The sequence below is a fragment of the Bremerella sp. JC817 genome (assembly GCF_040718835.1).
Classification (GTDB): Bacteria; Planctomycetota; Planctomycetia; order Pirellulales; family Pirellulaceae; genus Bremerella.
Map to the genome: position 1 here is coordinate 503462 of NZ_JBFEFG010000267.1, position 12034 is coordinate 515495.

A 12034-nucleotide genomic window follows, 5' to 3' on the forward strand; every position below is an offset into this window, starting at 1 on the left:
CGTTATGGCAAGTGATCCCTGGCAAACAACTAGAAAACCAAGTGACCAAATGGAGGGGCACTAACCCACTACAACAGGAGCTTTAGACAAGCCAGGAGGGCAAGGTAAATGCTCCCGTTTTTTCGGCACATTCCTCGCCAAGCGTATCAGATTTCGCTAAAGTCCGAGATTTGCTTGCTTGACGCGGCTAATTTAGCGCGTAGAGTGAAGTGAGAGTTTCCTCGCGCACAACAGGCTGTTCTTGTTGCGTTGGGGAGATTTTCGAGGATGTCGCTGTTAATCGTCAGGTGCGACTGAACCTTTTGATTTCTGCTCAAGTCTAACGAAGGCACCAAGAAGGTTCAAGCATTCGACAAGGCAGTGCCGCCAAAATTATGAGAGAGTATTTCCCCCTTGGCGGTTGCGTGGAGAGCATAACATGCTGGTACTATCGAGGAAGAAGAACGAGAGCATTGTCATCAACAATGACATCACCATTGTCGTTGTCGAGATCCGTGGCGATAAAGTACGCCTAGGGGTTGAAGCCCCCAAGGAAGTGCCGGTTCACCGTCGCGAAGTTTACGATGCGATCAAGCGAAACGAAAACGGACAAGGTTCGGACGCTTCGGCGAATATGGAATCCGAATAGTCGAAATTTTGTAGTTTCGTACCTGAACTCAACCTGATTCAACTGAATTCGCACGCCTCTGCCGCATTCTGTTGCGGTCGTGAATTTCGAAGGTTGTTGTCGCCTGTTTGGGTTCGGAATTATTTTTTGCGTAGATCGCCCCGTCCCCAGTTGCAGATGCTTCTGACCTCTCTTATACTTAAGCCCTTCAACAAACGGCCCCATCGTCTAGTGGTCTAGGACACCGGCCTTTCACGCCGGTAACACGGGTTCGAACCCCGTTGGGGTCACTTCCAACAAAAGCCTTTCGCAGCTTGCGAAAGGCTTTTTTTATGCATGCACTCAACCACCCTCGTGGTGACTTCGAGTTGAAAACGAGCCGTCGTTGCGGGTAACCTCGAGTTATCCCAACAGCCTAGCCCCTAAAGCCAAGCGACATGCAACAACCAACCTTCGATGCTCTGCTGGTACTTTCGTTCGGTGGTCCAGAAAAGCCGGACGATGTCATCCCGTTCCTTGAGAACGTTCTTCGCGGCCGCAACGTTCCTCGCGAAAGAATGCTGGAAGTCGCCGAGCACTACTATCACTTTGGTGGCAAGAGCCCGATCAACGATCAGAACCGCGAACTTATCGCCGCCCTGACCGAGGAACTGGCTCAGCATCAGATCGACTTGCCGATTTATTGGGGCAATCGGAACTGGCACCCGCTGCTGGCCGATACCATGCAGAAGATGCACGACGACGGGCATCGCCGCGTGCTGGTATTCGTCACGTCGATCTTCAGTTCCTACTCCGGCTGTCGCCAATATCGCGAAGACATCCAAAAAGCCCAGGCTCAACTCGGCCTGGAAGAGATGGCCTTCGCCAAGATTCGTACCTTCTATAATCATCCAGAATTCATCGCCACGATGGCCGATCGCGTTCGCGATGCCATCGCCGAGCTTCCTACCGAAGGTGTCGATCAGCGAAAAGTGCTCTTCACCGCACATAGCATCCCCAATGGCATGGCAGAAAACTGTGCCTATGAAAAGCAGTTGCAAGAGAGCTCGCGTCTCATTGCGAAAGCGGTCGGCGTCGAAGACTGGGCCCTGGTCTATCAAAGCCGCAGCGGCCCTCCTCAACAGCCTTGGCTGGAGCCGGACGTCTGCGATGCCATCCAGGAAATCGCCGACCAGAAATCGGCTTCGCAATTGGTCATCGTGCCGGTTGGCTTCGTTTCGGATCATATGGAAGTCATTTACGACCTCGATGACGAAGCGGCCAAGCTCGCTGCTGAACTCAACTTGCCGATGGCCCGGGCGAAGACGGCCGGCGTCCACCCGACCTTCGTTAGAATGATTCGCCAATTGGTCGAAGAACGTCTCGGGCTGACCACCGAAAAGCCAGCCATCGGCGAATATGGCCCGTCACACGATGTCTGCCCAGTCGACTGCTGCCGCTACGAACCACGCCGCCCTGGTCCACCGCAACCAACTTCCCAGAACTAGCGATGCATCGAATCCTGATCACCGCCTTCGAGCCGTTCCTGCAATATCCCACCAATGCGTCGCAGCAAATCCTTTCACATTGGCTGGAAGATCATCCTGGCTCTGACCGATCGACCTTCGTCACCGAGATCCTCCCGGTCGAGTACATTCGCACGGAACCGCGGCTGCAGGAACTGCACGCACAGTCGTTCGACTTTGCCTTGCACCTGGGTCAAGCGCCGCGGATCGATCGTTTCAACCTGGAAATGATCGCGTTGAACGTGAAGAGCGATCCAACGATCGATATCAGCCCGCTCAATCCTGAAGGCCCGGCCGCTTATGCCTCGGCGTTGCCCCTGCAGCAGTGGAGTGGCGATCTGACCGAACGCGAAATCCCAGCGACCGTCAGTTTTCATGCCGGCACCTATCTGTGCAATGCGACGTACTTCTGGTCGACCGAAGCACAGCTTCGCCGAGGTCTTAGCGATCGCAGCCTGTTCGTCCACGTGCCGTTGATTGATATGGAATCGGAGAATCGGGACGAAGCAATCCGGCTAGGCTCGAAGATGCTCACGCGACTAACGCGATTGATTGAAGATCACCTCGACGCCGCTTAGCCAGCGGCTGCCTGGCGTTCGCGAATCTCTTTGAAACCGCGATAGGTCATCATTGCCTTCTGGCAAGAAGCGCGAAACACCTTCGGATAGGGAACGCCAGCCAGGCGAAACACTTCCTCGTCCTTCAGGTAGAAGATCAGATCGGCCGAACGAAACCAGGCCTGCCCCGGCTGCTCGTCAATTTCCATCCGGTCGAATTCGTCGAGAGCGATCTGCCGCTCGACCACGCCGCTGACTCCTCGCTCGACGTTGATATGCCGATTGGTGATCCGATAGCGGGTACCGACCACCGGCAACACATTCCACAAGTAGAGCGGAATCGCCACGGGAATCGACGCGAGAACCATCAGATTCCCGACGTTGAATACGGGAATGCCTGTTTTGATGTCGTAGAGTCGCCCGAGGAACTGGCCCCAGGAAGTTGCCGAAACCGATGGCCAAACGATTAGCGCCGTCGACTCGTTTTCAGAACTTAGAGTAAGCCCGGGAATGGCTTGTTTCATGATGGTCATCCCGCTTCACGGATGAGGAAGCGGGCACTCGCGAAAAAGGGAGACTAATTCGAACCATTCTCGGTAGCGGCATGCATCTTGCCATTTCGGAAAGCCTCAGCCATGGCCTTGGGAACTTCCGCTTCGGCAAAGACAAGCTTCGCTCGGTTCAACGCGACCTTGGCTTTGTTTTCCTGCTCCGAAGCAATCGCCTCGGCACGACGCTGTTCGGCCTTGGCTCGGGCAACACGCGTATCGGCTTCGGCCTGATCGTTCTGCAAGCGGGCGCCCACGTTCTCTCCGACGTCGATGTCGGCAATGTCGATCGAAACAATCACGTACGCGGTGTGATCGTCGAGGCCACGCGAGATCACCGCGCGGGTAATCACGTCGGGATTTTCCAGCACGTGCGTATGATGCTCTGAGGATCCGATCGCGGAAATAATACTTTCACCGACGCGAGCGATCACGGTCTCTTCGGTCGCTCCGCCGATCAACTGGTCGAGCGACGTCCGGACGGTCACCTTGGCTCGCACCCGCAGTTCGACACCATTCTTGGCGATGGCACTCAGCGTACTCTTGCCGCTGCGGCGAGGGTCAGGGCAGTCGATGACCTTCGGCAACACGCTTGTCCTGACGGCATCAACCACATCACGCCCCGCCAGATCGATCGCGGCAGCTCGGTCGAAGTCGAGGTCGATCTCAGCACGCTGAGCGGCAATGATGGCGTGGATCACGTTCATCACGTTGCCGCCGGCCAGGTAGTGTGCCTCAAGGCGTTTGGTACTAATACCGCTCCGGCGATCGATATCGAGCCCGGATTGCTTGGCCATGATCTTCGCCTTCACAATCAGGCGACTGTTGACCTGGCGCAGGCTCATGCCCACAAGGCTCCAAAGCGAGACGTCGGCACTCGACATCCAGGCCTGAAACCACAACTGCCCGTAGTTCAACACGATAATCAAAAAGATGAAGCCAAAGACGGCTGCCATGAAGATGGCAACGCCATAGACATACATCCATTTGTCTTCGCCGAGCTGAGCAAGCAACAACAGTGAGTCAATCATGGGGGAGATCCCGGCTGCGGTTCGATGCACGAAAGGGACTTAGCGATCCATCAATTCCCACAATGATAGCCGATTGCCAGAGCAGACTCCAGCAATCGGGCTAGGAAGCAGTTTATGCCAGACTTTCGGTCGTCCAGGCGCCGTCCACCAGACGCCAGGTGCTGCCAGTTGGGTTTTCGTTTTGCAGCTCTCGTGGCAAACGGCTCGGGCGGACATTATCGAAAGACTGAAGCATGGCGAAACGATGGATCGACGCCGGAATCCCCACGGCAGTGAAGCCAGGGTGCCCGGTCGCTGGAAATGGACCGCCATGATTCATCGCTGCACTCACAGCGACGCCGGTCGGCATCTTGTCGTCAATCAAACGCCCCACCTTGACCCGCAGATGAAGGGCCACCAAGTCGTACGCAGGGTCATCACTTCCAGCGGTATCCGAGTAGATCGTGCCGGTCAGGTTCCCTTCCAGCGAATCGATCACCGCACAAACTTCGTTCAGATTAGCCGCTTTGACGATCAACGAGCTATTGCCAAAAGCTTCGGTCTGGAATGCTTCCGGATTGGCCAGAAACTTCTCGGCAGAAGTCGACAGCAAGGTATTCGGACAGGTATAGCCCTGGGACGAACCTTCGCCGCTGCCGCTCGCTTCGACGTCGGCACCGGCGTCGATCAGCAGTTTCAGATTCTGCGTCAGATTGGCTTCCACGCCTTTGCCGAGCAACGTTCCACTCGGAGCACCCGCGAAGCCTGCCTTCACGGTGTCGACGAACTTTGCCGACTTGTCATCGTCCAGCAGGATCACCAGACCTGGGTTCGTGCAGAACTGACCAGCCGCCATCAGGCAGCTTGTTTGAAACTCGGTCGCCAAAGCTTCACCACGTTCTGCCAAAGCACCCGGCAGAATCACGACAGGATTGATGCTCGACAGTTCCAGGTAGATCGGCTTGCCAACCTTGTCCGCGGCTTCCTTCAACTTCAAGCCAGCGCCCTTGCTGCCGGTGAAACCGATCGCTCCGAGGCGTGGGTCCGCGACAAACTTCAGGCCGTCTTCATTCGGCATGTGGTAAATCAACTGGACCGCTGCCGGAGGCAAACCGCAGTCTTGAACCGCTTGAAATGCGAGCTTGGTCAGTTCACGCGTGGTGCCTGGCTGGGCAGGGTTCGCCTTCACGATCACCGGGTTGCCAGCCGCGATGGCCGCAGCAAAGTCACCACCAGCGGCACCGCTGAACGCGAGCGGGAAGTTGTTCGGGCCAAAGACCGCGACGGGACCGATGCCGGCGTAGTACGATCGAATTCCAGCCTTGCTATCGATCGTGGCCATCCGCCAGCTACCTTCCACGGCAGCCGCCGCCGCCAGGCGAAGCTGGTTGATGGTTCGCGGCATTTCGACATCCAGCAGACGCGGCGAAACGGGCAAGCCACTTTCCTGGTTAGCCAGTTCGCACAACGCTTGCTTATTTTCGTCCAGCAGATCGGCGAAGCGGTTAAGAAACAAACCAAGCTTTTCCACCGCCATCTGCCGCATCTCTTGAAACGCGACCGCAGCCGCCGCAAGAGCTTCGTCGACATCAGCCCAAGTGCTCACCGGATATTGCGCCGGCAAGGGCTGCTTCAAGGCTGGGTTGTCCGCGTGAAACGTCCCATCGTGGTTTGCTTCGCGCCATTGTCCGCCAATAAGAACCTGTTCAACCGCCATGAATTCGAAAACCTTTCGCCAATACTAACTGCACACCGACTAGCCCTGGACGATCTCGCTGACCAAGGTGCCGATGCCGGAAATCTGGATGCTTACCACGTCGCGTGGCTGAAGCGTGAAGTCGTTATCCGGCACGATACCGGTTCCTGTAAGCAGGAACGCTCCACGTGGAAAATGTTGATCACGGAAGAGATACTCGATCAATCCTTCCAACGAGCGAGCTAACTGGTCGAGGCTCGTTTCTCCCTGGAATACTTCGTTGCCTTCGCGAGCGATCTGCAACTGAATTTTCACTTGGGAAAGCTCAGAAAATTCCTTCCAGAATTCCGAAGCCAAAACAACCCAGGGCCCCAATCCGCAACACTGGTCATAAACTTTTGCCTGCGGGAGATAAAGGGGGTTCTCTCCTTCGATGTCGCGGCTGCTCATATCGTTACCGATTGTCATGCCGACGATCTGACCTCGAGAATTGAGCGCCAATGCAAACTCAGGCTCTGGCACATTCCACTGAGAATCTTTTCGAATTCGCAGCGTCTGCCCGGTTCCCGTGACTCGATTGGGGGTCGCCTTGAAGAACAGCTCGGGCCGATCGGAACCGTAGACCCGGTCGTAGCAATCGGCCGCCGCTTCCGATTCTTCCATGCGGGCCGTTTGACTTCGCTTGTAGGTCACCCCAGCCGCCCAGACTTCCTGCTGGTCGATCGGTGGAAGCAGGGCAACCTGGTCCAATGGCATCGCCTGGGTTTCGCCCTGGAGCAGGGCCTCGACCTTCGCAGCGGGGTCTTCGGCATCGAGGATTTCGAACAACGAGGTAACGTCGTGACGCGAGAACTGCACAACTTCGTTTTCGCGAACCAGACCGACCGCAGGTGTTCCGTGGGTACCGATAAACTTCGCCAGACGCATAACTGAATACTCTCGCTAGGGGATGGGGATGCTTTCGTCGTATTCTACCCCTGCCTCAGTGGCAAATGTAGATAGCAGAGACCGCCTCCAGGCTTGCCCCGGAAATAGGCAACAGAGGCGCGCATCCGTAGCAATGCCAATGCAGAAACGAGGCATTCCCTCTACCAAAATCATAGGGGACCGAATCTAACCCTCGCTACAGTCAGTGCCTACGACAGGTGGCCAAACTATGATCACTCAAGGGTTTAAGGGGTGCGGCATGCGTTTTGCAAATAAAGATAACTGTCCGCGGCCCAAAGGTTTCAACCTCCTACTCGTTGTCTGCACCACCCTAATGGACCATTGAGTTCGCTCTCGGGTCATTTCTGTGAGAATCCAACAAGGATGTTGCCGCCCTTGAAGCCGCGAGGAGCTATCTTGCGGCTGACGTGCGCACCGTTGCCGGCCGGTGATTTGGTTGTCGGGAGAGGGCACCTGGTTGCCGGATCGGCGCGGTGCGACGTAGCCTACCTCGGACCTCTTGATACGCTCCATCATGGGCCATTGCCGCGCAAGTGGGCAACCATTCTGCCAACGGGTGAACCTTTTTCTCTGCTATGTGTATAATCCTTCTAGTCGTTCTGCCGTCGACCAGAACGCCATCTACGTAAATTCCACTTGTCGACTTGCCAGCGAATTACCTGGCTTCTCTATGACCGAACCGTCGAAACTGCGTCGCCAGATTACGCATCAGGCCGCACGTCTTCTGTATGACCGACAAGAGTCGGAGTATTACCACGCCAAAATGAAAGCTGCCCGGCGGGTTCAGCGAGGATGGGTCAAAGAGGCCGATCTTCCTTCCAACGCCGAGATCCGCGACGAAGTCCAATCGATGGCCCGAATGTTCGAGGGAGACAATCGCCTCGAAAATCTCTTGGCCATGCGGCTGGAAGCTCGGCGAATGATGCTGATCCTTGAACGTTTTCGCCCTCGCATCGTCGGCAGTGTGCTGACTGGGCACGTTCGCAAGGGATCGGACATCGATATTCACGTCTTCAGCGATAGCATCTCGGCCGTGACCGCCGCCCTGGAAGCCGAGAACATTCGCTACGACGTGGAACGCAAGCACGTCAACAAACCAGGGGCCGAGGGTGTTTACGTCCATATCCACATCCGCGAGCAGTTCCCGTTCGAGCTGACCGTACGCGGATCGAAGGAGGTCTCGATCGTCTCAAAGAGTTCGATCACCGGCAAGCCTCAAGAACGCATGAGCCTGGCCGAGTTCGATTTGTTCCTCCACGAGACCTACGAGGAAGGCGAGTACACAGAAGGCATGGCGGTCGTCGAGAACCAGATCGATCGCTTTCTGCAGTACGAAGCGTTGCTGCTGCCGCTGGAAAACGTCAAGCAAAGCCCGAAGTGGCACCCCGAAGGGGACGCTCTTTATCACAGCTTGCAGGTCTTCGATCTGGCTCGCGAGAAGTTGCCCTACGACGAAGAGTTTCTACTGGCAGCTTTGCTGCATGACGTAGGGAAGGGGATCGATCCGCTGAACCACGTTGAAGCGGGGCTCGAGATGCTGGCGGACCATATAACGCAGCGAACCCACTGGCTTATCGCCCACCACATGGATGCCGGCCAGATCTTGGAGGGCACCTTGGGTGCCCGGGCCAAGCGACGACTGAAAGAGTCGGAAGACTACGAAGAGCTAATCTTGCTGGCACGCTGCGACCGCGAAGGTCGACGCCAGGGTGTCGAGGCCTCGGAACTAGAAGAAGCCATCGATTACTTGCGACAGCTTTCGTATGAATGCGATGGTTGGTAGTCGTCTGTCGAACTAATAGGACGAAATCGGATCGTCGATCCATTCTTCCAGCCCGGCGCAGGCACTCGACTTGCGAAGTTTGCGCAGGGCTGCGATTTCGATCTGACGGATTCTTTCCCGGGTCAATGAAAACGCCTGGCTGATTTCTTCCAGCGTTTGAGGCTGACCATCGTGGATGCCGAATCGTCGAAATAAAATCTCTTGTTCGCGCGGGTTCAAGATCGTGAAGACCTTCGCGAGCAATGCTTTGACCGACTGATGATCCGCCTCGGAAAGGCCAGCGAAATTGGCCTGGATTGGAATAATATCGGCGAAGTCTTCGTCATCGTACGGCTGGACATCTAGCGACAACGGACCTCGCGTCAACACATCGACCAACAAGACATCGCGTTCAGCAACCTTGGCCAGTTTGGCGGTCTCTTCGAGCGTAGGATCGCGGTTCTCGTCCTGGCGGAATTGTGCCTTCGACGATTGAACCGTTTGGATTCGCTCCTGCATCCGGACTGGCACTCGGATGAGCTTCGATTGATCCGAAATCGCCTTCATGATTGCCTGGCGGATCCACCATGTGCCGTAGGTTGCAAACTTGTAGCCAAGCGTTTGATCGAACTTTTCGACGGCCCGGATCAGCCCAAGGTTGCCTTCCTGAATGAGGTCGAGAAAGCTCATCCCTCGGTTACGAAAACCTTTGGCGATCGAGACCACCAACCGCAAGTTCGCCGCGACCAGCTTCTGTTTAGCCTCGCCGTAGGCACGATAGGCCGCGAGGATCTTCGGCCACTGAAAGGCAAGCGAGCCAGGTGTCTCGTGATAGAGCTCGAACACTTCCAACGCATCGGGCGACAAAGGCATCCGGAAGATTGGACCTGGGAAGTCCTCACCGCCGGGCTTGTTGGCTTCCAAACCATCGAGCGTTTGCTCGACGCTTTGCATCCACTCGAGAAGGAACTTCTCCCGCAGTCCGAACGCTTCCAGCCGACACGCGGTTGTTTGACGACGTCGCATTAAACGCTGGATTGCCCGGTCGCGGCGCTGCGAACCGTCTGCTTCCGCCTCCATAGCCACGCTGAAGTCATATCGATCGCGATGTGCCGACTCGGCCAGATACTCGATCATCTCGATGACCGCTTGCCGATGCTTTTCTTTCTGGGCCGGACTGGTGATGGTGACTTCCAGCGTACGATCGAGACGACGATCGCCTTCAATCACTTCGACCAGCAAGTCCGCGATGCGGGCCGTAACGACCCCGCAGCCGAACAATCGCCGCAGAAAACTGGTGCGAGTGCGCGCGACGCGGCGTGTAATTTCAATTTCCTGTTCCGGCGTAAGGCGGGGAATCGATCCCATTTGCTGGAGATACGAACGCAACGACTCAGGCTCACCCGACGAAAGTTCACTTGCGTCGCTAGCATTGGTCCGCGCTCCTTTGCCCCGTCTAGAAACCGGGGAAACCGCCTTCTCCTGTATGGCTACGCCAGAGCCCAGTCGGCCGGATTGTTTCCGGTCGGGACTTGTGCTGCCGCCTCCTCTGCTCATGCTTCCTCGCTGTTCCCTCTGGTCGATCCTCGCGAGCGACAAGCCTGATTAAGACAGGCTTCCCCTTCAGATCAACTTGACTGCCCTTGTGGTCCAGGGAGGAATGCTGGCGGCTTCCGTCCTGAGCCAAACCATTCTACGCATCAACTTCGGCAAAGGAAGGAATTTCACCCCCCGAATGTTTGAGACTTCCCGAAAGCCAGATCGCACTAACCGCAGATCTGGGGGGCAGGGGAGGGCGAGATCAGGACCGGCTCGTTAGAGCTGGTCCGATTCGATCGCCAGGTAGAGCTCGTAAGCCGAGATGCCGTCGGGACCAGCGTTCTCGAGACGAGCGGCAAGGTCTTCCTGCTTCTCTTTCAGACGCATCAACTCACGACCAGCGAGCTGACCGTTGCCATCCCGATCGAACTGAGTCATCAGCGACTTGGTCTGCTCGTAAGCATGCGGATTGAGAATCTTCTGCTCCCAGGTCTTCATCACCATCTCGATGTGATCGGCGGACAGGGCAAACTCCAAGCGAGTTACATTGCCGTCGCGGGAACGATCCAACAACGTGTGCCACTGAACCAACTGCTGCGAGAGAGCAGGGCCACCCATCGAGGCAAAGCGAGCGTTCGCGGCGAAGTCTTCGCTGGTCCACACGCCATCGCCGTTGGCATCAAGTCGCAACCAGTAGCGACGCAAGGTTTCCGAACTGTTCCAGCGGATCGAAGCGATCGCCAGATTCAGCTCAGCAATCGAGATTTGCTGGTTCATGTCATGATCGACAGCCAGCAACACTTCTTCACTTACGGCAGCGACGGCGCCTTCGGTCTGCGTGAAGCGTCCCCAGGCCTGCTGTGTTTCAAAGTCCGATATCTTGCCGTCCTGGTCCATGTCGACCCAGGCCAGCAGCTCTTGAGCAACTTCCGGACGCTCGAACGTCAACAACTGACGGCGATCGAGACCAGGATCTTGCTGAGGATCGAGATTGAATACCGAACGAGCCAACGAGTTCGGGCGAACCATCATCGGTTCCGGCTTTTTCGAACCTGGCTTGGTGCGAACATTCACTCGCAGACCAATCGGACTGCGGGCCGTTTCTGGATTGTCCGAAGGAATCGCTTCCATCGGCAAATTGTTTTGATCGTTGGCCAGTTGTTCGACCGACGGGAAAGGATTGCCATCCGGCACGTTCGTATCGGCTGGCGGTTTAACCTCGGGCTTCGCCTCGACGACTTCCGTCCCCTTAGGCTGTACCACGGTCTGCGGATCGTTCTGAGCCACGATTGGCTCGGTACCACCGCCCAAGATGCCGGTCTGATAAGCCAGCCCGACTCCGACAGCCACCAGAAGACAAGCTGCCACCGAGATCCAGATCTGGAGCGATCGATCGGGCTTGTGACGAAGCCGACGACCACCCATGCGATCCGAGCTGGTGTTGATGCTGACCTGCGGCTGCGCGATTTCGGCAGACGAAGTCTCGCCTTGCTGGCGAGCCGCGATCTGGGCCAGGATGTCTTGCGAGAAGTCGCGAGGTAGCGGTTGCTCGGGCATCGTCCGGACGGCGTTGACCGTTTCCACCATTTGGCGGTAACGCTTCTGCCATTCAGGGGACTCTGCCAAGATCGCTTCGATCTGCAGGCGTTCTTCTTGCGAGACTTCCCCATCCAGGAAAGCCGAAAGAAGTTCGTCATTAAGCTGCAAATTCATCGGTCGATCGTTACTTAACAGAGCCGGACGTTAAGTCCAAGCCATTGTCCTTCAAGCACTTAAACACTTCACATCACATTCAGGTGCCGCAGGATGCGGTTGTGTAGAGAAGTAGATGGCCTTTTAACCACGGAAGTTCCCCAAATCCA

At 56.4% G+C, this 12034-nt stretch carries 10 protein-coding genes and 1 tRNA gene; 5 read left to right on the forward strand and 6 right to left on the reverse strand.

What is annotated here, in order from left to right; all coding sequences use genetic code 11:
* Positions 1–418 precede the first annotated feature (418 nt).
* From csrA to AB1L30_RS10770, 4 genes are all read left to right on the forward strand, one after another.
* Positions 419–628 (forward strand): carbon storage regulator CsrA, encoded by a 210-nt coding sequence (gene csrA / locus AB1L30_RS10755; protein WP_367013415.1) that lies wholly within the window; start codon positions 419–421, stop codon positions 626–628.
* 196 nt (positions 629–824) lie between these two features.
* Positions 825–897: transfer RNA gene (locus AB1L30_RS10760), tRNA-Glu, on the forward strand.
* Between the two features lie 147 nt (positions 898–1044).
* Complete coding sequence (locus tag AB1L30_RS10765; RefSeq protein ID WP_367013416.1) at positions 1045–2094, forward strand: ferrochelatase; 1050 nt, start codon at positions 1045–1047, stop codon at positions 2092–2094.
* Between the two features lie 2 nt (positions 2095–2096).
* The gene (locus AB1L30_RS10770) at positions 2097–2690 is read left to right on the forward strand and encodes a pyroglutamyl-peptidase I (RefSeq protein ID WP_367013418.1); all 594 of its coding nucleotides are present in this window, start codon (positions 2097–2099) and stop codon (positions 2688–2690) included.
* On the opposite strand, the gene AB1L30_RS10775 is transcribed toward AB1L30_RS10770, so the two are convergent.
* The 4 genes from AB1L30_RS10775 to AB1L30_RS10790 form a co-directional block, all read right to left on the reverse strand.
* Positions 2687–3193: a PH domain-containing protein gene (locus tag AB1L30_RS10775; protein ID WP_367013419.1), complete on the reverse strand. Its 507-nt coding sequence runs from the start codon at positions 3191–3193 to the stop codon at positions 2687–2689. The genes AB1L30_RS10770 and AB1L30_RS10775 overlap by 4 nt on opposite strands.
* 53 nt (positions 3194–3246) lie before the next feature.
* Entirely contained in the window at positions 3247–4248 is a 1002-nt protein-coding gene (gene floA / locus AB1L30_RS10780) for a flotillin-like protein FloA (protein ID WP_367013420.1), read from the reverse strand.
* Between the two features lie 112 nt (positions 4249–4360).
* Positions 4361–5944 (reverse strand): aldehyde dehydrogenase family protein, encoded by a 1584-nt coding sequence (locus AB1L30_RS10785; protein WP_367013421.1) that lies wholly within the window; start codon positions 5942–5944, stop codon positions 4361–4363.
* 39 nt (positions 5945–5983) lie between these two features.
* Positions 5984–6850, reverse strand: a complete 867-nt coding sequence (locus AB1L30_RS10790) for a fumarylacetoacetate hydrolase family protein (protein ID WP_367013422.1) — start codon at positions 6848–6850, stop codon at positions 5984–5986.
* Between the two features lie 691 nt (positions 6851–7541).
* Between AB1L30_RS10790 and AB1L30_RS10795 the strand changes: the two genes are divergently transcribed.
* Positions 7542–8654 carry an HD domain-containing protein gene (locus tag AB1L30_RS10795; protein ID WP_367013423.1) on the forward strand — a complete coding sequence of 371 codons (1113 nt, stop codon included), beginning with the start codon at positions 7542–7544 and terminating at the stop codon, positions 8652–8654.
* A gap of 12 nt (positions 8655–8666) precedes the next feature.
* Here the strand turns inward: AB1L30_RS10795 and AB1L30_RS10800 are convergent, their stop codons facing one another.
* Together AB1L30_RS10800 and AB1L30_RS10805 are read right to left on the reverse strand one after the other, a co-directional pair.
* Positions 8667–10190 carry a sigma-70 family RNA polymerase sigma factor gene (locus AB1L30_RS10800; RefSeq protein ID WP_367013424.1) on the reverse strand — a complete coding sequence of 508 codons (1524 nt, stop codon included), beginning with the start codon at positions 10188–10190 and terminating at the stop codon, positions 8667–8669.
* Positions 10191–10448: 258 nt separating this feature from the next.
* The gene (locus AB1L30_RS10805) at positions 10449–11885 is read right to left on the reverse strand and encodes a hypothetical protein (RefSeq protein WP_367013425.1); all 1437 of its coding nucleotides are present in this window, start codon (positions 11883–11885) and stop codon (positions 10449–10451) included.
* Positions 11886–12034 lie beyond the last annotated feature (149 nt).